15 protein-coding genes are annotated in these 21,443 nt (G+C 42.7%); 10 read left to right on the top strand and 5 right to left on the bottom strand.

Features of this window, described 5'->3' with window-relative positions:
• Window positions 1-184: 184 nt before the first annotated feature.
• The 3 genes from P2A85_RS02405 (at window position 185) to P2A85_RS02395 (ending at window position 3,088) form a co-directional block, all read left to right on the top strand.
• On the top strand, window positions 185-769 hold the full coding sequence (locus tag P2A85_RS02405; protein WP_377477307.1) for a metallophosphoesterase: 585 nt from the start codon (window positions 185-187) through the stop codon (window positions 767-769).
• Window positions 770-874: 105 nt separating this feature from the next.
• Window positions 875-2,068 carry an RNA-guided endonuclease InsQ/TnpB family protein gene (locus P2A85_RS02400; RefSeq protein WP_377477306.1) on the top strand — a complete coding sequence of 398 codons (1,194 nt, stop codon included), beginning with the start codon at window positions 875-877 and terminating at the stop codon, window positions 2,066-2,068.
• Between the two features lie 54 nt (window positions 2,069-2,122).
• Window positions 2,123-3,088: a YegS/Rv2252/BmrU family lipid kinase gene (locus tag P2A85_RS02395; RefSeq protein ID WP_377477305.1), complete on the top strand. Its 966-nt coding sequence runs from the start codon at window positions 2,123-2,125 to the stop codon at window positions 3,086-3,088.
• A gap of 265 nt (window positions 3,089-3,353) precedes the next feature.
• Here the strand turns inward: P2A85_RS02395 and P2A85_RS02390 are convergent, their stop codons facing one another.
• Window positions 3,354-4,097, bottom strand: coding sequence for a 5-formyltetrahydrofolate cyclo-ligase (locus P2A85_RS02390; RefSeq protein ID WP_377477304.1), 744 nt, complete (start codon window positions 4,095-4,097; stop codon window positions 3,354-3,356).
• A 116-nt stretch (window positions 4,098-4,213) separates the two neighbouring features.
• Here P2A85_RS02390 and P2A85_RS02385 point away from each other — a divergent pair, with 116 nt between their 5' ends.
• Window positions 4,214-7,057 (top strand): AAA-like domain-containing protein, encoded by a 2,844-nt coding sequence (locus P2A85_RS02385; protein WP_377477303.1) that lies wholly within the window; start codon window positions 4,214-4,216, stop codon window positions 7,055-7,057.
• A 7-nt stretch (window positions 7,058-7,064) separates the two neighbouring features.
• On the opposite strand, the gene P2A85_RS02380 is transcribed toward P2A85_RS02385, so the two are convergent.
• Window positions 7,065-7,526 (bottom strand): COP23 domain-containing protein, encoded by a 462-nt coding sequence (locus tag P2A85_RS02380; RefSeq protein WP_377477302.1) that lies wholly within the window; start codon window positions 7,524-7,526, stop codon window positions 7,065-7,067.
• A gap of 342 nt (window positions 7,527-7,868) precedes the next feature.
• Here P2A85_RS02380 and P2A85_RS02375 point away from each other — a divergent pair, with 342 nt between their 5' ends.
• The 5 genes from P2A85_RS02375 to P2A85_RS02355 all read left to right on the top strand — a co-directional run bounded on the left by P2A85_RS02375 (window position 7,869) and on the right by P2A85_RS02355 (window position 13,403).
• Window positions 7,869-8,366 (top strand): HNH endonuclease, encoded by a 498-nt coding sequence (locus P2A85_RS02375; RefSeq protein ID WP_340520766.1) that lies wholly within the window; start codon window positions 7,869-7,871, stop codon window positions 8,364-8,366.
• Between the two features lie 90 nt (window positions 8,367-8,456).
• A complete protein-coding gene (locus P2A85_RS02370; RefSeq protein WP_377477301.1) occupies window positions 8,457-9,728 on the top strand; it encodes a bifunctional oligoribonuclease/PAP phosphatase NrnA in 1,272 nt (423 codons plus the stop codon).
• Between the two features lie 247 nt (window positions 9,729-9,975).
• Entirely contained in the window at window positions 9,976-10,470 is a 495-nt protein-coding gene (gene sixA, locus P2A85_RS02365; protein ID WP_377477300.1) for a phosphohistidine phosphatase SixA, read from the top strand.
• Window positions 10,471-10,775: 305 nt separating this feature from the next.
• The gene (locus P2A85_RS02360) at window positions 10,776-11,921 is read left to right on the top strand and encodes a citrate synthase (protein ID WP_377477299.1); all 1,146 of its coding nucleotides are present in this window, start codon (window positions 10,776-10,778) and stop codon (window positions 11,919-11,921) included.
• A gap of 603 nt (window positions 11,922-12,524) precedes the next feature.
• Window positions 12,525-13,403 (top strand): hypothetical protein, encoded by an 879-nt coding sequence (locus P2A85_RS02355; RefSeq protein WP_377477298.1) that lies wholly within the window; start codon window positions 12,525-12,527, stop codon window positions 13,401-13,403.
• Window positions 13,404-13,808: 405 nt separating this feature from the next.
• Here P2A85_RS02355 and P2A85_RS02350 read toward each other — a convergent pair whose 3' ends face one another.
• Window positions 13,809-13,991 (bottom strand): hypothetical protein, encoded by a 183-nt coding sequence (locus P2A85_RS02350; RefSeq protein WP_377477296.1) that lies wholly within the window; start codon window positions 13,989-13,991, stop codon window positions 13,809-13,811.
• 215 nt (window positions 13,992-14,206) lie between these two features.
• Here P2A85_RS02350 and P2A85_RS02345 point away from each other — a divergent pair, with 215 nt between their 5' ends.
• Window positions 14,207-15,013 (top strand): hypothetical protein, encoded by an 807-nt coding sequence (locus P2A85_RS02345; RefSeq protein WP_377477295.1) that lies wholly within the window; start codon window positions 14,207-14,209, stop codon window positions 15,011-15,013.
• A 524-nt stretch (window positions 15,014-15,537) separates the two neighbouring features.
• Here the strand turns inward: P2A85_RS02345 and P2A85_RS02340 are convergent.
• On the bottom strand, window positions 15,538-17,652 hold the full coding sequence (locus tag P2A85_RS02340) for a bifunctional arginine dihydrolase/ornithine cyclodeaminase (protein ID WP_377477294.1): 2,115 nt from the start codon (window positions 17,650-17,652) through the stop codon (window positions 15,538-15,540).
• A gap of 236 nt (window positions 17,653-17,888) precedes the next feature.
• Window positions 17,889-21,026, bottom strand: a complete 3,138-nt coding sequence (locus P2A85_RS02335; protein WP_377477293.1) for a PAS domain-containing protein — start codon at window positions 21,024-21,026, stop codon at window positions 17,889-17,891.
• Window positions 21,027-21,443: the final 417 nt, after the last annotated feature.

Below are 21,443 nucleotides of genomic sequence, written 5' to 3'. Positions count from 1 at the left end.
GTTTAAAACCCCGTCTTAAGTCAATTTTCTGCTTTTAGAGAGATGCAAAAACTCGATCGCTCGTCGCACTATTAACTAGGAATTCAACTTATTGGGAGATGAAGTGGCGTGAAATTCGTGTCCGACCCGCCAATTTCGGTAAAAGTCCGCAAGATGAAAGAGCGGGTACGGTGGCAAGATAATTTTGGACGATCGAGTTCCAGACGATCCAGAGTTTTCGTTTTTAGTCGCAGGGGACAGCGGCACCGGCAACCACCGGGGTCACAACCCCCAGCGCCAAGTTGCGGAACTGATGCTGCACGAGCGCCAAAATTGCCGTTTTCTGCTGCATACAGGCGATGTCGTTTATCTAGTCGGTTCCAGCGAATACTATTTGCAAAACTTCATTCGCCCTTACCGCGAGTTTCTAGTGGGTGGGGATGCGCCATCTCGGATTGCCTACGATCGGATGATATTCAATTTTCCGTTCCTACCAGTACCGGGAAATCACGACTATTACGACTTACCCATCGTCTACGGCATTCTCTCGGCTACGGCAAAGCCACTGCGCCACCTGTTAGGCTCAAAGTTAGATCTGGATGTAGGCTGGCACGGTTCCGATCGCGGCAATACCTATGCTAAAGCCTTTCTCGACTACCTGCAAGCTCACAAACTGCCGGGAGAACTCGATCGCCACCTAGACACCCACTACACGGCTCAAACCAACACAGGCCGCTGCTTGCGCTACCAACCAGGAAGCTTTACCCGCTTACCAAGAAATAGGGTCTAAAGCCCCGTCCTTATAGGACGGCTTTGATTTTCTTGGTAATTGTAAATATTTGTTAAATAAGCACCTAAAGAGGGATGCTGTTCCTGAATGTGGTAAACTAATTGGATGATAGTATTAGAGTTTAAGTTAAAAGGCAAAGCGGAGCAATATCGGGTCATCGACGAGATGATCGGAACAGCTCAATTTGTCCGAAATAAAACTCTTAGACATTGGATAGACAATCAAGGAATTAAGCTAGTAGACCTGTACAAACAATGCGCCGTTATGGCGAAAGAGTTTGAATGGGCAGGCAAGCTTAACTCGACGGCACGTCAAGCTTCGGCGGAACGTGCCATTTTTGCGATCCAACGTTTCTTGGCCAATTGCCAAGCTAAAAAACCCGGAAAAAAGGGATTTCCGCAGTTTAAAAAGCATACCCGTTCCGTGGAATACAAACAATCCGGCTGGGCGATTTCTGCCGACAAAAGATGCTTGACACTTAAAGACGGCTTGGCTGCTGGAAAATTCAAGCTAATCGGTAGTCGGGATTTGCATTTCTCGGCACCCAATGGGATTAAAAGAATCAGAATTGTGCGGCGTGCCGACGGCTATTATGCCCAGTTCTGTATCAATGTGGAACGGAAAGAGGAACTTGTTCCGACTGGAAAAGCTATCGGAATAGATGTTGGGTTGAACCATTTTTATACTGACAGCGACGGCGAAACGGTTGCCAATCCTCGGTATCTCCGAAAAAGCGAGAAAGCTTTGAAGAGATTGCATTCGCGAGTTTCTCGGAAAAAGAAAGGTTCTAAAAGTCGAAAAAAAGCGCTCAACAAGTTAGGAAGAAAACACCTGAAGGTTAGTCGGCAGCGTAAAGACTTCGCCATAAAAACGGCGCCCGGCGCGGTAAAATCTAAGGATTTTGTAGCCTACGAAAACCTTCAAGTGCGGAATATGGTGAAAAACCACAAGCTTGCTAAATCAATTAGTGATGCAGCATGGTCACAATTTGCTGTCTGGTTGGAATATTTTGGGAAAGTGTACGGTAAAACCGTGAGTGCGGTCGCGCCTGAATACACGTCACAAGAATGTTCAAACTGTGGCAACATGGTTAGGAAAACTCTGTCAACTCGAACCCATATTTGTGATTGCGGTACGGTATTAGATCGCGATCGTAACGCAGCTCGCAACATTTTGGTTAAAGGGTTGAAGCAGGAAAAAATTAATTTAAATACGGTGGGGCACACCGAAATTCACGCTCGGGGACAGACCGATCTCTACTCGCTGGTGGTAGCATCAACGAGCAAATCGACTGGCTGATCCAAGAATCCCTGCGCCTTTAGGCCAGGGAGTGTCAACTGTTAGGAATTATTTATGAAACGTTCTGCTTGCCTAATTTTTAATCCCGCGGCCGGTCAAAGCGATCCTGACCAAGATTTAGCTTTAATTCAGCAACTTTTGGAATCTGAGATCGACTTGGATATTCGGCTGACAACACCTGAATTAGATGCAGCCGAAATTGCCCTAGAAGCGGTTTATAGAGGTGTTGAGTCCATTATTGCTTCCGGCGGTGATGGTACTTTGTCGGCGGTTGCGGGTGCGATTGTCGGCACAAATATTCCCTTGGGCATTATTTCGCGGGGAACTGCAAATGCTTTTGCAAATGCTTTAGATCTGCCGAATACAATTCAAACAGCCTGCGAAACGATTTTGGGAGGCCTAACGCGGGTGGTGGATGCTGGTATTTGTAACGGTGAACTGCCGATGGTTTTGTTGGCGGGAGTTGGTTTTGAGGCGGAAACTGTGGAATTAGCCGATCGCGAAATGAAAAATCGCTGGGGAATGTTGGCTTATGTTTTGTCGGGGATTAAACAGTTAAATAACCTAGAAAGGTTTGAAGCGGAAATCGAAACAGAAGATAAGATAGTCAGTGTTACTGCTGTGGCTGTTACGGTGGCGAATGCCGCGCCTCCTACTTCTATTTTGGCTCAAGGGCCGGCGGGGATTATTTTTGATGATGGTTTGCTGGATGTGACGCTGGTGGCACCTGTGAATAAAGCTGGGGCGATCGCAGCTTCTTATCACCTATTGCAAACTGCTTTGACTGGAAATGCTAGCGATCGGGATGACATCGGTTATATGCGAGCCAAAAATATCAAAATTACTACAGATCCACCTCAAAAAGTTGTTTTAGATGGGGAAATTATCGGCATGACACCGCTGTCGATTGAGTGTGTACCGGGGGGGTTAACTGTGTTTGTACCCCGCATTGAAGAGGAACCTGTGACCGAAAAACTTACAGGTTTGTCCGATCTCAAAGTTGTTTTGAAGGAGAACTAGAAACAAATCTATTCCGGCGGTTATAAATAGACTGTTGGGGAATATCTGATATCAAATCTGTTGACATCCGAATTATTATTTCTCTCTTCTCTGTGTCAAGAGTGTCCTAGTAAGGTTAAATCATTCCGATATAACCGGAATTAATATGAGGGGTTTTACCACTCACATATCGACCTCGTGAATAGGCAGAATGACTGTGTAATCACCCAGCATATTAAATAATTTATTATCACTATTCACCCTTTTTTTATTCGCCAACAGTCTCTTAAAGTCGCCTAATTTTTCGCAAAATCGGAATTTGTTCCAACTGTTCCTGCCGTATACTATCCCAGTTTAACCCGATGGGACGCGGATAAATTGTATTAGTTTCAATTACCTCCTCAGCAGTCACAATCCAATTCAACGCCCAATCGTGAGCCTGCATTGGCAAACGCAAATCTGCAACTACTTGCAAAGAATGCACTGTAGTCACAATCGGAGTATCAATTTCTACTAACCCGAATTCCTGCAACATCGCCAATTCCAAATCAGCAAATCCTGCACCTTTTCCAGTTCTTCCCCCATTGCGCGCCACCCCTACACAGCCGACTATTACTAAATCAATCGGCTCCATTTCTGCAAAACTTACCAATTTACCACAAGCGAGGGCTTTACGGGCGATCGCACCTTGAGTAATAGATACATTTTGCCTCTGCAAATCCTCAGCATTCAACTCAACAAAACAGCGCTCATCTGTCAAGCGCGGTACTGCCATATACAGGCGTTTTCCATCTTGCAAAGCCCGCATCCGTACCGGAATTTGCGCCGAATCAGGATTACACTTAATCGTTTTTGCCTGTTCCCAAATCGATAAACTTGCCAACTTTTCCGCCGCCAACTCGGTCCCAACAAAATTTGGAATATGCCCAAACGGATCGCCAACAGATGCGGCTTGCTGCTTCAGCAAAGACCAAATTTCCGTTCTTAACTTGTCTTTCTCGTGGTGATATCCAATCCAATCTGTTTTCATTCTATATTATGGTACAATATATCATACAAAATTGTGCTTTTATACCGCCTCGATTCTTCAGTCCGCGCAGGCGGACTTCGTTTATGTAGTAGCGGTTTCAACCGCCGAACTAATTTATGAATTTTACCACCAAACCCAGTTATTATCAAGTAGGCGGGAGTCTCACAAATAATGCTCCCAATTATGTGAAACGTCACGCAGATGACGACTTCTATAACGGATTGAAAGCCGGAGAATTTTGTTATGTTTTAAATTCTCGCCAAATGGGCAAATCTAGCTTGCAGGTGCGGACAATTCAACGGCTGAGAAATGACGGAATTGCTTGTGCGGCGATCGACATTTCGGAAATTGGCAACCGCGGCGTGACTCCCGAACAGTGGTATGCTGGTCTTCTTCGCATTCTCGAAAATAATTTTAATCTCTCAGATGTTGTCAACGTGCGGACTTGGTGGCGCGATCGCAATTTTTTAGCCCCAGTTCAAAGATTGAGCGAATTCATAGAAACTGTACTGTTAGCGAATATTTCCAGTAACATTGTTATTTTTATTGATGAAATCGACAGCATTCTCGCCCTAGATTTTTGCGCCGACGATTTTTTAGCGTTAATTCGATCGTGCTACAATAAACGTGCCAATAATTCAGAATTCGAGCGCCTAACGTGGGCGCTTTTAGGAGTAGCATCACCGACGGATTTGTGCCGCGACAAGAATTTTAGCAATAATACCCCATTTAATATTGGCAAGGCGATCGAATTAACTGGTTTTGACGAAACAGAAGCGCAACCGTTAGCAGCGGGGTTGGCTGAGATTACAGATAGTTATCAAGAAGTTTTGCGAGAGGTTTTGTATTGGACTGGAGGGCAACCTTTTTTGACTCAAAAGCTTTGTAAACTTCTCTTTGAAAATTCACATTTAATCGGGGATTTACCCCCCCCAGCCCCCCCTTACCAAGGGGGGGAGAAAGAGGAAGTCAATAATTTTACCCAGACTGAGAAAGAGCAACTCAAAAATTTGCCCCAGATTGAGAAAGAGCAACTCAAAAATTTTATCCAGGGGCAAAAACAGCAACTCCATAATCCTAAAGATTGGGTGGAGAAAGTGGTGCGTTTAAAAATTGTGGATAATTGGGAATCTCAAGATGTGCCGGAACATTTGTCCACAATTCGCGATCGCCTGTTTAAAGAAAACCAACGCATTGTCAGGAGACTCGGATTATATCAGCAGATTTTACAGCAAGTTGAAGTTATCCCTGATAACACTGCGGAACAAATGGAATTGCGCTTGACTGGATTAATAGTTAAGAGCGGGAATAAATTAACACTAGCTAATCCTATTTATGAAGCTATATTTAACGCGAATATTATTCAAAATAAATTAGATAAATTGGCTCCTTACTCCTCAGCTATTAAAGCATGGTTGAATTCTAAATGTCAAGATAATTCACAACTCCTGCAAGGTGAATATTTACAATCAGCCTTAATTTGGGCAGCAGAAAAAAGTTTAAGAAACGAAGATTTTCAGTTTTTAACAGCCAGTCAAAAACTGATGTTGACCGCTCAAAATCAGCTCTTAGAATCTACTCATATAGAAATCAAACAAGCTGTCTATGATGCCCAAAAAGCTCAGTTAGAAACAGAATCTGCAAAACAAAAGGCTAAACAGTGGATCGGTCTTGGTTCTGCGGTGCTTGGTGTATCTTTGGCGGGGGCGATCGGTTTTTCAACTCTCGCTTACCAGCGGTTTAAACTAGCACAAGCTAGTATCGAAATTGAACAAACTGGTAGTGATGCTTTACTTTTAGCTGTGTCTCAGAAGACTGAAAATAGTCAAGCTTTGTCAGAGGCTTTACTACGGGCGATCGCCTCGGGAAAAGCATTGAAAAATTTGGTAAAAAACCAACCTCATTTAGAACTATATCCTGCCACTAGACCGCTGTTAGCTTTACAAGTGATTCTCGATAAACTTAGTAGTAACAAACAGCAGCTTCAACAATCATCTCTGCCACTCAGAAAGATGAATTGGAAAGCTCACAAGGGTGCTATTACCAGTGTGGCTTTTTCCCCAGATCGCCAAATTATAGCTACCGCAGGAGTAGATGATAGCGTGCGGATTTGGAGCTTATCCGGGCAAAAACTTTCTGAATGGAAAGCTTTACAAAAGTCGATAAATGTGTTAAACTTTAGTCCCGACGGCAAAACTTTAGCAACTGCTGGTAAAGATAGCACAGTTAAGTTATGGGATTTATCCGGGAAAAAAATCTACAAATTTCAAGCCATGTCAGGCTCGGTTACTAGCATTAGTTTTAGCCCGGATAGCAAGTTTTTAGCTGCGGCTGGAATAGAAAGTAATGCTGCTATTTGGCAGATTTCTCCCATTCCAAAAACTAGATTGTTGCCAGTTTTTTTGCCTGGTCATAACGGCTTAGTTAGAAGCGTTAACTTTAGTCAAAACGGGGATTTTTTAACTACTTTAGATGGCAAATCTACGGTGCGTATTTGGAATTCATCTGGTAAGTTAATCCAAAAAATACCCGTTCAGGCGATCGGCATTAGTTTCAGTCTCAACCAACAGCAGCAGCGCTTTGCTACAGTAACATTGAATGGGAAAATAGGGCTGTGGAATTTGTCAAACCAAGAATTAGTGAAGGAATTTCAAACTTTGCATTTAGATGCAAAATCTATTAGTTTTAGCCCCGATGGAGAACGGCTTGCTACCGTGGGAATTGATAAGACAGTGCGGTTGTGGAATTTAGCAGGGCGGCAAGTTGCTCAATTTGAGTTTGCAGAGAATGTTGTTAGTGTCAGTTGGAGTCGAGATGGAAAGCAAATTGCTGTGGCTGGAAGCAATGGTACTGTCTGGTTGAGGAAAGTTGAAAGTTTAAAAGAATTACTGAAGGAAAGTTGCAATTTTTTCACCAATCAACCGGAGTATTTGACAAGAGTTTCCAGTCTTTGTCAGTAACTGATTATCAATTTACCTTAACAGGTGGAATACTTAAATTAGGATTTTTGATTCTTCTTAATAGTTCTTGTCTCGCTTGTTCAGGATTTTGCCCTCTCGGTATCTGATATAATAACCTACAGGAACCGTCTTGAGGATTGGCAGCACAAATAATCGGTTGACCTGTACGGGATGCACCTGCTGTGACTATATTGTCCCAGTTTCCCTGGGATTGGGCATTGTTGAGAATTGCTGAAACTCGCGTACACCGAGTAATCGCATCTTCGCCGGATTCATTGAAATAGTTGTCTGTAACCCACAAAATAACCGGAATATTTTTGCCTTGTTGGTCAGCAATTGTAGCTGGATGGCTACCAGCAGCCCCGCAGAAGAATGAATATGTTTGAGCGAAAGCGGGAAGGTTTGTTAGAATCGGGGCGATCGCCATTATTGACGCGCTAAAAACTGACTTTAAGAGCCGAAATTTCATGGGAATTAATCAGGCTGGCGATCGAAGGTTATTCCTAGTCTAAAAACTTAAACTGGTGCTGGCCGGGAAGATTAGGGATTTAGGCAAAAAAATAAAACTATTGGGAAAAAGTTTCCCAATCCCTGTTACTGGACTCATCAGGCCCAAAATCTAGACAGAAATCCTCGCCCACTTATTTCAGGGCCAGAAAATAATTCGCCCCCAGAAGCATCTGCTGGACTCTAGAGGCTAAAGCTGCTATTTTTCGACTTTTTGGTTGAGACTGAATCATTGCTGACCTCACCCCCCTAAACTCGAACCTGTGTTACCATCGGTGAAAATATTCTCGCTTAATAATCAACAATGGGCAATGTTCTGGTGCTGAACGTCTCCTACGAACCCCTTAACATCACCAATTGGCGAAGGGCAGTAGTTTTGTTGCTGAAAGGAAAAGCTGAGCAGGTAGAACACAACGGGAAATTTATTGCGCCTAATTTCCCGCTACCGACAGTGATTCGACTGCGGCATTATGTCCGAGTTCCCTACAAGGATATTCCACTCACCCGCCGGAATATCTTGCACCGGGATGCCCACTCTTGTCAATACTGTAGTTACACTGGGGATGATTTAACCCTCGATCATGTGATTCCTCGATCGCGCGGAGGAGGTGAATCTTGGGAAAACCTCGTCACCGCCTGTATGCGTTGCAACGTCAAAAAAGGCAGCCGAACGCCGAAAGAAGCCGGAATGCTGTTGCGATATCCGCCTCGGAAACCTTACAGCGGTCTTTATTTTGAAGTGACTAAACACGTTAAGAGCGGTATGCACCAAGAATGGCAAAAATATGTAATTGGTCTTTAAAGCCCCTGTCAGCGCAAGCGCGGGGGTTTTTTTGTAGGATTGTTGAGTGTTGAGTTTTCAGTTCAAGAGTTCAAAAGTTCAAAAATTTTTATGAAAGACCCCCCTAACTCTTCTGGTACAACCTCGGTAAACAACCAGGTTCAACTAGAATCTAACGATGAAGTTGTAGTATCAAATGTTGCTGGTAAACGGCGCAGCAAAGCTGAAGTTCCAGTCGATGAGAGTCGCTCTAGAAGATTTTCAGACCCAAGGGCCGATCGCCAAGTAGAACTGTTGCGCCAAATGTTGGATCGACACCGCGGCCAGCGCCAGTTAATTTTACTGCAAGATTTTCCAGACCCTGACGCACTTTCGAGTGCTTGGACTTACAAATTAATAGCGGAACAGTACGACATTCACTGCGATCTGATCTATGCAGGAACCCTCAGTCACCAAGAAAATATTGCTTTAGTTAAATTGACTGGTTTACCGTTGCAAAGGTGGACTGTGGAAACGGCAAAAACTAAGGATTTATCTGGGTATAAGGGCTGTGTTTTTATCGATAATCAAGGAACTACTTGTCAGTTAACCGCTCTGGTTTTAGGGGCAGGAATTCCGATCGCAGCAGTTATAGACCACCACAGTTTGCAAGGAGAAATGAATGCAGAATTTGCGGATTTGCGCCCCCAAATCCGTGCTACAGCCACGATTTTTACGGAATATTTGCAAGCAGGAATCCTAAATCTTGATGGTAGTCTCAGCCAGCATATTAAGTGTGCTACGGCTTTGATGCACGGTTTGCGATCGGATACCAACGCTCTCCGACAAGCTGAGGAGGAAGATTTCTTAGCGGCGGCTTATTTGAGTAGGTTTTATGACCCCCAGTTGCTGAATGCGGTGTTGCAGTCCTCTCGCTCTAAATGGGTGATGGATGCGATCGAGCGATCGCTCAAACACCGCATTGTCCAGAACAATTTTTCCATCGCAGGTATCGGCTATCTCCGCTATGACGATCGAGATTCCATTCCCCAAGCAGCGGACTTTTTAGTCACAGAGGAGAACGTACACACAGCCGTTGTCTATGCAATTGTTCACGACAAAGATGAGGAAATTGAAGTAGTAATTGGCTCCCTGCGAACCACTAAACTCACTCTCGATCCTGATGAATTTATTAAAGAAGCTTTTGGTCAAGATTCTCAAGGACGCTTTTTTGGTGGAGGCAGAAGTCAAGCTGGAGGTTTTGAAATTCCCGTAGGATTTCTTTCCGGTGGTAATGACAATAGCGATTATGCAAGACTGAAATGGGAAGTATTTGATGCTCAGATTAAGCAAAAATTACTGAAATTAATTAGTCCTACAGACAATCCTGTTTATCATAATTAGATTTGGTAATAGGGAATGGGGAATGGGTAATAGGGAATGGGGAATGGATAATTGGTAAGCTCGACATTCCTGGAGGCAGAAACCCTATTTGTAGGGTGCTCTTCGGCGCACCTTACTGCTATAATTTACCCCTAAGTAAACTAGATAACATCGCGGATTTCAAAGTAGCTGTATAATAGCGCGGAAATTCGATCGCCCGAAATATCGAATAAAGTGCGATCGAACAGCAATAAACAGGACAGCCACAGTGCATCTATACCTGATCCGTCACGGCATCGCAGCCGAACCCGAAGCCTACGCGACAGACGAAGAACGCCCACTGACTAAAGAGGGCGCGAACAAAACCAGAAAAGTCGCCCAGCGTCTGTATGAAATCGAAATTCAGTTTGACCTAATTCTGACCAGTCCCCTCTTACGTGCCACCCAAACCGCCCAAATCCTGCAAACAGTAGGTTTGAGTTCCCAAATCGCCGAATCAGCAGCCCTGGCCCCATCAGGAGAGATCCACAACTGGCTAGAATGGTACCAACAGTGGCAGGAAACAGGAAGCCGTAGCTTGGCTCTAGTGGGGCACCAACCAGATTTAGGCAACTGGGCAGAAACTTTGCTCTGGGGCAGAACCCAAGATGCCATCATCCTCAAAAAAGCAGGTACGATCGGGTTAATCCTCCCCGAAACAGGCTCACCCGTCGGCCGCAGCCAAATGTTTTGTTTGCTGTCGCCCAAGTTTTTACTGGGATAAAGACAGCCCATAGGTGTCAACTTAAGGTTCATTCCACAGCCCGACAGGGGTTGAAACCGAGTCTCACAAAGCGCAAGTCCTCTCAAAGAGGACTGATGATGATGAGTTCTTGAGTCCTCTTTTAGAGGACTTTAGCTATTAGACAGGGGTTTCAACCCCTGGCGGGCTTTCAGGCTTAAGTTGACACCAATGGCAATGCCGTGTCCCTAGGGGGATATTGAGTTTGTTAACGCGGCGACACTATCTTGCTTTCTGCTAATGTACTTTGAATAGATTAGATTCCACTCACACAACACGGTATCGCAATGGTCGTCGGCGAATTCAAGCCAGGTTTAGAAGGTGTTCCTGCTACCTTATCCAGCATTAGCTTTGTAGATGGACAAAAAGGGGTACTAGAATATCGCGGTATTAGCATCGAGGAACTAGCACTCAAAAGTTCCTTTGTGGAAACTGCATATTTATTAATCTGGGGCGTACTTCCGACAAAGGAAGAACTAGAAGCCTTCGAGCATGAAATTCGGTATCATCGCCGGATCAAATATCGCATCCGGGACATGATGAAATGCTTCCCCGAAAGAGGACATCCCATGGATGCTCTGCAAGCTTCAGCAGCGGCCTTGGGTTTGTTTTACTCGCGCCGAGCTCTAGCCAACCCAGCATACATTCGAGAAGCTGTAGTGCGACTGCTAGCTAAAATTCCGACAATGGTGGCAGCATTCCAACAAATGCGACGGGGTAATGACGCTCTGCTACCGAGGGATGACTTGAACTACTCGGCTAACTTTCTTTATATGCTCAACGAGCGAGAACCCGATCCGCTGTTGGCTAATATTTTTGATGCTTGTCTGACTCTCCACGCGGAACATACCATCAATGCTTCTACATTTTCGGCAATGGTAACAGCTTCGACGCTGACAGACCCTTATGGGGTAATTGCTTCAGCCGTTGGCACTTTAGCCGGGCCTTTGCATGGGGGGGCGAATGAAGAAGTGATTGAGATGTTGGAGAAAATTGGTTCCGTAGAAAACGTGCGACCTTTTGTCGAAAACTGCGTTGAAAACAAGGAGAAAATCATGGGCTTCGGTCACCGGGTTTACAAGGTGAAAGATCCCAGAGCAACTATTCTCCAAGGGTTAGCAGAACAGTTATTTGAGAACTTCGGTAGCGATGATTATTACCACATTGCTGTCAAGTTGGAAGAAGTGGTGGAAGAAAAACTGGGTCAGAAAGGAATTTATGCCAATGTAGATTTCTATTCTGGTTTGGTTTATCGGAAAATGGGAATTCCTACAGACTTATTTACTCCTGTTTTTGCGATCGCCCGCGTTGCTGGCTGGCTAGCTCACTGGAAGGAACAGCTAGAAGCAAACCGCATCTACCGTCCCACTCAAATATATACGGGGACTCACGGTGCTCCTTATATTGCGATCGGGGAAAGATCCCCATCTTAACCTCAAAGCTGTAGCCGTAGGGTGCGTCGCCATGAGATTCTCGCTGTTGATGAAGGATTGTCGATGGCGACACACCCTAGGGCCTAACTGCTGGGCATCGATCGAGAGATCCCGCCAATCCTACATCACGATCGATCGAGGTAAACCTTGATGCGGTGATTAAAGCGTTTCGGTAGAGTTTAAGTAGAGTTTAACAATACTCCGGACAGTTTTTGAGACAGAGGCTGAAACCCTCATTCTACCGTTAGCATTTGACCTCACTCAGAAGACTGAAACCCGCACTATGCCGCTAGTGACTGAAAACTGTCCGGACTATTGTTAGATTTCTCACATTTTACAAGCTTTTCTATAACTTCATGAAATTGTGACAGGATTCATTACAATAGTAGTTACGCATTGACAGTGATTTCGACGTATATAATACTCCCAAATGGTAGCAGAAACTACACTTTTACCGAAATGGGGTGTGTTTTTTCATTTTCATCTATCGTTCTAAACAATTTTTAGAATTTTTGGAAATGCTTCAAATGACGTAATTTCCTCGATGCACATGGCAAAAAATTGCACAATGCGTAAGTCATATACAAATGTCAGCTAATCGCTATGAATCAAGTTCAGATTTACATGCCACCACCATTGAATTGGCAAGATTTTGAAACGTTGATCGAAGAGATCGCTAAAACTAAATATTCTCCAGATTCAGTGCAAAGTTATGGTGGACAAGGACAAGCCCAACATGGTATTGATGTATACGCTGTAGACCATTATGGTAAACATATAGGTATACAGTGTAAACAGACAAAACAAAAAGAGAAAATTACAGAAGGCATAATTACCACTGAAGCCAAAAAGGCAAATTCGTTTTTGCCTGCGTTAAGCTTGCTCATAATAGCTACAACTCAGAACACTGATGCTAAGTTACAAAACGTTATTAATATAATCAACCAAAATAACAATTATAATTTCAAGATTCAGATATGGTTTTGGGATGACATTAATCGTGATATTAATCGATCGTTTTCAGTAATGTATTCTTGTTATAAAGAGTTTCAGAATCAGTTTGGTATAAGTGAGACTAAAAATCATCTAAATATTTTGCGCTTGGCGTTCGATAGACCAGCATTCAAAGATGATTTTTTGCATGAACGTAACTATGATGATTTTGAGCAGGCACTTGCATCAACTAAACAAATGCTTAAAACTGGTTTTTTATTCGACCGTTGGAGCAAGTCAATGATAGCCAATTGTGTTCCAATCGAGATGATTGGCGATCCAGAATATAAAGAAGTTATAGACAAGATAGAAAAGAAAGTCGAAAAAATATACCAAATGTACTTGCGAGATAAAAGGAAATTCATTCAAGAGCCGCAGTTAAGAGAAGATTGTGCAGGCAAGTACAACATACAGAGACGAGAATTAATAAAGATTTTAAATAAAATGTTTGAGTCAAAAGATCTCAACCCTATTGTTATATCCTATTAAGCTTAAGAAATGCCTAACAATCGCTTGCAGGAGAATTTGAAGCGTGGCGTTATGCCAAACCGCGAAGTCAGTTTAGATCCCACATTCCGCAGGTCTTAATATTAATTGGGGATTTTTTGGTACGAAATGGCTGTAATTCTTTGTCTACAAGCATTCCGCTGATATGTAGAAATATGACTTTTTATTAAGGACTGTTTATTTGTTCTCAATAGTCATTATTTATCGAGAATATGTTGGCGATTAAATTCCTAGGATGACGTTTTATCGTCAACATATTTTTGACTATGTTAAGAAGTGCGGAATGTGGGTTAGATTAACTGTTTCAATTCGAGATTAAGCGATCAAAAATAGTTGATTCCATTTTTCAGTTCGGAGAGATTATTGGCGATCGCCCTCCAAAACACATCAAATTATTTGAGAATATTTGTTGTTGGATGGAATAGCGATCGCCACCAGCAAACTTGAGAAGATGATTGTTGAGGCGATCGCTAAAGTTAAGAATTGAGAAGCGATCGGGGCATAACAAATCATTGGAGCGGACAAAGTTGTAATATTTTGGTTGAGAGCAAAAGTAAATCTGCCACTCAATTCAGCCGTTAGGCGGCTTCATCCTCTGGTAAAGACATTACTTCTAAAAAGCTTGTGAGTTAGCATAGATATCTGTGCTTTTGGCTGATAAAGAGGTTATAATTTCGTTTGAAGCCACTGCGCTATTGTTTTTCTACTTGCTTATTATTATTATGTCCATTGATTTCAGTTCTAGAACATTGGGAAAGTATGCAACGTGTTTACTAGATTTTCTGATGAATTTACCAGATTTTCTGATGAACCACCAGGTTTTTCAGCAGAATACGGTGTTTGCAACAGTGGTTGCAGGACTTACTACTGGATTAGGAATAGTTTTGGGCAACTTGATAATCAACAGCTTTAAGTACAAAAATTTAATCGAAGACATCTCAAAAGTATTTGATTTAGTGGTAAGTAGTCAAATAACTGATCTTTATAACATCCGGATGACGTGTGAGAGCATAAGAAACAGATGGACTACTCATGGTGACACTATTATTAATTTACAAAAAAATATTGTTGTACGTGATCCAAGTATTGAACAGAGAAGAGGTTTATTAAAAGATACAGCAATAATTAAGGATCGAGAGATTACTATAAAAAATGATGATTTGTATAAAGGGAAATTGTATGATGTAAAGCTGTTCAAGTCTGATAATTTAGAGTTTATTGTAAGATATTTTCGCAAGCTCAAAGTTATCCTTGAAGATTTAAGAAATTTCGCTTATTACGAATTACCTAGCAATATTGATGAATGTGATACTTTTAATTGGCGTTTAAAGGAGACGTACATAGATAGATCCAAATTTCTTATTGCTAGGATCAATATCGTAATATGTCTGGGATTGATGACAAAGTGCATATTTAAACGCTTTGATACTCAAGCTCAAAAAAATTTTGGTGAAGTATATAAACTATTGCTTAATCTTCAGGAAGAGATACAGGATAGTAGAAATATGCACTCTCTATTGAAAGAGGATTTTGACATAATTCAGGATTTCGCTCAAAAAAGCAAGATTGAGTTCGATAAGCCAGCAGCCTAAAACTTACTTCACGCCATCGGACGGACGAAAACCGATTGTAGGGATGCCGAGGTTATCTGCTGCCGATGTATTTTGCCGTTATGCAGAACCGTGAAGTCCTTTAAAAGCGATTATTTCAGCGCAAGTTAGGCAGATAAAAATGGCTGACTTAGTTGATAAGTTTCGAGAGATGATGGGCGATCGCCTTCTAAAATACATCAAATCATTTGAAAATATTTATGGTTGTATGAAATAGCGATCGCCCCTTACAAACTTGAGAAGATGAATGTTGAGGCGATCGCTATTTCATATTTTATGGTGGCTTGCTAGTAGTTGCACTTCTGCTTCTTGTAATTAGAGCATTAAGTTGAGAATGGAACTTTGGCAAACTTTATAAAGCCAAACGGTGCGTCAGAAATATGCTTTCCGTACAACTTGAAAATCTCAAATCTGACGCACCCTACTAGACATCCCAAGAATTGCCTGTCTTGAACAGGCAGGATGCCTATTCCACAATAATTATGGGAGATGTCTACTAGCTAAATCTAAACAGATTGAGTTACATGATGGCGGCTGGTCAATTTATCCAATTGATTCACCAACAAACTTAGGAACAATCCCACATCAGTCACAACACCAGTAGATTCGATCGAACCCCGATCGCTCAATTTAGTCACCACCGCCGGATTAATGTCCACACAGACCATCTTCACACCAGCCGGAGTCATATTTCCCACACCAATCGAGTGCAACATAGAGGACAACATTAACACCATATCTGCACCGCGTAACAGTTCAGTATAATGTTCTTGAGCCTTAATTAAATCCATTTGCGTGTCAGGAAGTGGGCCATCATCGCGAATCGAACCAGCTAAGGAAAACGGTATATTGTTCTTGACACACTCGTACATCACACCATTAGTAATCAGCCCTGCTTCCACAGCTTTAGCAATACTGCCATAACGCCGCACAGTGTTAATTATTTTCAAGTGGTGTCTGTGTCCACCGCGCACAGCAATACCCCGTTTCATGTCAACCCCCAAAGAGGTTCCCATGTTCGATTGTTCCATGTCATGCACCGCGATCGCATTGCCACCCAACAACGCTTGCACGTAACCTTCCCGAATCAAATGCGCTAAATGTTCGCCACCACCAGTATGAATCACCACAGGTCCTGCGGTAACAACAACTTTACCACCGCGATCGCGAATTTGGCGCAATTCCCACGCTACTTGTTCCACCACCAATTCGACGCGGCGTTCGCTAGAAACACTCCCGGACATAAAACTAAATTCCTGAGAATTCCGTTGTTCCCGCGATTCTGTTTTGCGAATAGTGCGAATGCCAACCACATCCACAACCACCTTTTCTCCTACTTTTAAATCCCGCAATAATTTGCAGGTGGCGACTGGGCCATCAGCAGTTTCAGTAATTGCGACTGCCCCATCCATCCGCTGATTTTGCGCTTTCACCCACTGGTTATTTACCCGCACTTCCGTCGGATAAATCGTACTCACATAAAAGTCGTCCGGTCCAACGCCATCTTGCACTACAGGTTCTAAAATAGCATCGCAAATCTCTTGTGGTGGAGGCACTGCACCCAAGTCGATCAGCATTCCCATCATTTCTTCCATCACATCATGGGAAGGAGCCGAAACTTTAACGTCAGCACTGGATGTGCTTTGACGCTGCTCTCCCAGATTAAAATTCAGCACTTGGAAACTGCCACCAAGATCGACAATTAAGTCCAAAGCACGACTAATTAAACCAGCATCCAGCAAGTGACCTTCCATGCGAATTGTGCGGCTTTCTACCATCACATTTGCCGATCGATCTTCTTGAATCGGTTCCGTTACCCGCAATGTCAAACACTTACAAGCACCGCCAGCTTTCAGAAATTCACTCATCGGGGTTTCAATTACTTTAAACCCAGCTTTAGTGATGCGTGTTTTCAAGCCTTCGCTGACCTTATTCATTACCACAACTTTGTCAATATTGACAGCATTACACGCAAAATTTGCGGCATCCGCTTCTTCAATGGCAATCCGTTTTTCCGGCGCTACCCGCATTTCAATTAAGCGGTTTGAGTAGGAATCAAAGGCTGCTGGGTAGTAGAGTAAATAGCCACCTGTGAGGGGACAAAAACAGGTATCTAAGTGATAGAAACGTTCGTCTACTAAACGCAGAGAAAGCACTTCGATATTCAGCCATTTGGCGAGCAATGGGTGAGAATCGAGTTCCGAACGGAAGCCGTATCCTGCCCACAACCAGCGGCCTTCGCGATCGAGCAAAGCATCGCCAGCACCCTCAAAGGGCAAGTCTTTCGGTAGTTCGTGAACCGTGAAACCTTTCTCCTCAAACCATGCTTTGAAATACGGTTCTTCGCCTTGACGTTCTTTGTGATAGAAACGACTCAGCACAAAGGTATTACCTAAAAGTAAACCTGCGTTGGCGGTGAAAACCATATCAGGCCAGCCTTTTTGAGGCGGTACGAGGTCTACAATGGCATTTTCTTTGAGGACGTGGTACAGTTTTTCCCACTGTTCGACGGCGCGATCGCGCGATGATTTGTGGACATTGCCCTCCATCCACGGATTAATCACGTAGTCCACATCGTAGTGGTCGGGAGCGCACATCAGAAAGCGAATTGAGTCAGTCATAATTCAGTTAAAATGTTGTAGATGCTACAGACTTAAGTTGACAGAGTTTCCTAGAGAAAAACTACTATGTTGGCTCGTCGCAGAAAGAGTGCAACATCTCACGGCGAAAAAAGTAACTTTTAATTATATCACATAAAAACCTATTTCGATTAAATATTTCAAGACCCAGAAGTAATGAAACCTTGACAAAGCATCCAGGGACTCACCAAATTCTTCCCTCTGCTTTCTTCCTTGCTTCAAACAATTGGGACTGCGATCGCAAATTCCGTACCCTTACCAAGTTCAGAATAACATCTCAATTCACCGCAGTGTCTGTCTTTGACAATTTGGTAACTAATCGACAATCCCAAACCAGTACCACTACCCACAGGTTTAGTAGTAAAAAATGGGTCAAATATTCTGGACTGAATTTCCTCACTAATTCCGGGTCCATTGTCAGCAATACGCACGCATACTTGATTTTCGCCACTGACTTCCGTAGTAATGCTAATCTCCATACATATTTCATCGTTGCTATTGGTTGCTAAATCTGTCAAAGCATCGATCGCATTTGAAATTATATTCATAAAAACCTGATTGAGTTGAGCTGGATAGCACTGAATTTGGGGCAGTTTTCCGTACTTTTTAATAATTGCAATTTCCCCACGTTTTGGCTGCTCCTTCAATCGGTGCTGCAAAATTACTAAAGTGCTCTCAATCCCTTCATGAATATCTACTAATTTGCGGTCTCTTTCATCAAGTCTCGAAAAATTTCGCAAAGACAACACAATTTCCTTAATTCTGTTAGCACCTTCCTGCATAGAACCCAATATTTTCGGAAAGTCCTCAGCAATAAATTCTGCATCTATTTCTTCTAATTTATCGGTAATTTCTAGAGCGGGTTCAGGATAATATTTCTCATATAATTTTATTAAGCTTAGCAAATCTCCCGCATATCTTGTAGCTGGATTAATATTACCATATATAAAGCTAATTGGGTTATTAATTTCGTGGGCTACTCCCGCCACCATTTGCCCGATACCTGACATTTTTTCTGCTTGAATGAGCTGAGATTGAGTGCCTTTTAATTTTTCTAAAGTTTGTTCTAATTGTTGGGCTTTTTCCCGTTCTCGCTGTTCGCTGCTTCGCAAAGCCACTTCTCCTTGTTTGCGATCGCTAATATCGATATGAGTGCCAGTCATCCGCAGCGGATTCCCCGCATAATCGCGTTCCATTACCTTAGCTTGAGCCAAAATCCACTTCCATTCACCAGATTTGGCCAGCATCCTAACTTCTACTTCGTAAAGTGGACTGTTCCCAGAAATGTGAGATGCCAACGCCTCTTGAGTCAAGGGAAAATCCTCTGGATGTACCAGTTCCTCCCAGGATTTAAGAGTATTTTTAAGATCGTCTACTTCATAGCCCAACATAGTCTTCCACTGCTGATTAAAATATACTTCTCCGGTTGCAATATTCCAATCAAACAATCCCATGGCACTAGCTTCAAAGGCTAAATAAAAACGTTCTTCACTAATTTTTAGAGCTAATTCTGCTTGTTTACGTTCAGTAATATCCATTACCGTACCTAAGAGTTCAATCGATTCCCCCGTTTCATTAAAAACACCTTCTCCCCTCACTTCTATATATCGGAATTGACCATCATCATGCAAAATTCGCAACTCGTGTTTGTAGGGTTTTCTGTCTGAAATAGCCCGGTTTACAGTTTGGAGAAAACACTCTTTGTCATCGGGATGATACATCTGGCAGATTTGGTCATAGGACGGTTCCGGTTGAGCGGGATCGAAACCAAAAATCCGGAATACTTCTTCGGACCAACTACATTTCTGGGCTAAGGGATCAAATTTCCAACTCCCTAGCCTCGCAAGTTTTTGGGCTGCTGCTAGACTAGCTTCACTTTTTTGAAGCTGAATTCGTTGCTGTTTATCTTGTTGCAAAAGATTGGATTGAGCGATGGCAATTCCCATTTGTGCCGCCACTGACTCAAATAATCTGACTTCATCTTGCGTCCAACTTCGAGGACCATCGTACTGATGCAATGCCATGATTCCGTTCGCTTTTCCTTGATAGGAGGTGCGAATTGCAATCATAGATTTTAAATTTATTTGCTCGACTAAATCGATGGTAGATTCTAGCAGCGGTTCGGTAAAAACATCCTCAGACACTACAGCTTTATCTTGAGATAATACAAATTCAGCATGAGGATTGTCATAAATCGGAATTTCTACATCTATCAGGGCTACGGATTCTACTCCTAATTTTTGATACTGAGCAACACAAGGAATACGAGGAGGGTCTACTATGTAAGTGTGAATTAAGCAGCAATCAGCGTTAAAAACTCTACCTATTTGAGCAGCGGCTGTCTGAAAGACTTGATCGGGGTTTAAGTTATAGCGAATTTCTAGAGTAATGGTTTCTAGCAAAAATCTTTGCTTAATCAGCCTTTCTAAAGCAGTCAATGCTGTTTTACGTTCCAGTTCTGCTTGTTTGCGACTGCTAATTTCAGTTGCAGTTCCCAAAATTTTACAAGGTTTGCCATCTTCAGTTCTAGCAAATACGGTATCTCGACTGAAAAACCACCAATATTCACCGTTTTTGTGCTGGAGTCGATACTCAAATTCAAAGCTTTCCCCGTCTTTTGCTTGCTCAAGTTGGTCTAGGTGTGCTAACCATGCAGGAGTATCATCAGGGTGGATTAGTTGAGAAATTAAGGCTCCTGGCATCTGCTGTATTTCTTCCAAGGTATAACCTAGCTCGGTAGAAACTTCGCGGTTGAGATAAAGATTTCGGTCTTCTATTAAATCGTAAACGTACAACAAATTAGGATTAGTTTGAATTATTGCAGACAACCACCGCTGGCTTTCTCGCAGTTCGGATTCGGTGCGTTTGCGTTCTTCAATTTCTGCTTGGAGTCGCGCATTTTGGACTAATACTTGTTGAGAAAGACGACGAATATTCAGTTGATTTTCGATGCGAGCTACCACTTCTTCTAGCTGAAACGGTTTGGTAATATAGTCTACAGCCCCCATGGAAAAAGCTTTTACTTTATCAAAAACTTCATTTAAAGCGCTGATAAAAATCACAGGTATATCTTTTGTTTGCTCGCAAGCTTTGAGTTTTTCGCAGACTTCATAGCCATCCATTTCCGGCATCATAATGTCCAGCAATATCAAGTCTGGCGGATTTCTGAGCGCAAATTTTAGAGCCAAATTAGCATCTCTGGTTGGTCGGACTTTGTACCCCAGCTTAGACAATAGTGTTGAAAAAAGATGCAATATTTCTGGACTGTCATCTACCAGTAAAATGTTTGGTCTCAAGGAATTGTTTACTGTTGTAATCTTTTTTATAGCAATTTTTTTTTGATCGATTCTATTCATTAAATAACCCCTTTTTAATAGGATTTCTTTAGGTAGGTAAATTGTTTAATATTGCACAAGCTTTGGGGTGGTAATTATTTTGGATGGTAGGTCAAATATTTGTATAATTGGATTGAAGCAGGGCAAGTTAAATGTGCAACTTGCCATCAACGTTGCATCTTGTTTTGTTTGCATAAAAGGAGGTAAATTTAAAACTCTTAAACCCCATAGTGTACCAGCCATAACTGCTTTTCTGGCACGCTAGCGTGTCTTTAGACTTGAGTTACTGACAACTTCGACTTATACCATTTTTCTTTCATATGTGCTATTGATGAAGTCTTAGCCCCCCCTTAGTAAGGGGGGGTTGGGGGGGGTAATATCTAGCGCTACTTTATGAAATTGGTATTACCTGTGGTTGGAGTCACTGGGAGTATGGGG

It is taken from the genome of Microcoleus anatoxicus (assembly GCF_042465725.1).
Lineage (GTDB): Bacteria > Cyanobacteriota > Cyanobacteriia > Cyanobacteriales > Microcoleaceae > Microcoleus > Microcoleus anatoxicus.
The sequence above is the reverse complement of the archived record's forward strand: the minus strand, read 5'-3'. Positions and strand labels throughout refer to the sequence as shown.

Excerpts from the sequence above, each read along its gene's own strand:
- P2A85_RS02400 (WP_377477306.1), top strand. The coding sequence starts at position 875 with ATGATAGTATTAGAGTTTAAGTTAAAAGGCAAAGCGGAGCAATATCGG.
- P2A85_RS02395 (WP_377477305.1), top strand. The coding sequence starts at position 2,123 with ATGAAACGTTCTGCTTGCCTAATTTTTAATCCCGCGGCCGGTCAAAGC.
- P2A85_RS02390 (WP_377477304.1), bottom strand. The coding sequence starts at position 4,097 with ATGAAAACAGATTGGATTGGATATCACCACGAGAAAGACAAGTTAAGA.
- P2A85_RS02385 (WP_377477303.1), top strand. The coding sequence starts at position 4,214 with ATGAATTTTACCACCAAACCCAGTTATTATCAAGTAGGCGGGAGTCTC.
- P2A85_RS02380 (WP_377477302.1), bottom strand. The coding sequence starts at position 7,526 with ATGAAATTTCGGCTCTTAAAGTCAGTTTTTAGCGCGTCAATAATGGCG.
- P2A85_RS02375 (WP_340520766.1), top strand. The coding sequence starts at position 7,869 with ATGGGCAATGTTCTGGTGCTGAACGTCTCCTACGAACCCCTTAACATC.
- P2A85_RS02370 (WP_377477301.1), top strand. The coding sequence starts at position 8,457 with ATGAAAGACCCCCCTAACTCTTCTGGTACAACCTCGGTAAACAACCAG.
- P2A85_RS02360 (WP_377477299.1), top strand. The coding sequence starts at position 10,776 with ATGGTCGTCGGCGAATTCAAGCCAGGTTTAGAAGGTGTTCCTGCTACC.
- P2A85_RS02355 (WP_377477298.1), top strand. The coding sequence starts at position 12,525 with ATGAATCAAGTTCAGATTTACATGCCACCACCATTGAATTGGCAAGAT.
- P2A85_RS02345 (WP_377477295.1), top strand. The coding sequence starts at position 14,207 with ATGAATTTACCAGATTTTCTGATGAACCACCAGGTTTTTCAGCAGAAT.
- P2A85_RS02340 (WP_377477294.1), bottom strand. The coding sequence starts at position 17,652 with ATGACTGACTCAATTCGCTTTCTGATGTGCGCTCCCGACCACTACGAT.
- P2A85_RS02335 (WP_377477293.1), bottom strand. The coding sequence starts at position 21,026 with ATGAATAGAATCGATCAAAAAAAAATTGCTATAAAAAAGATTACAACA.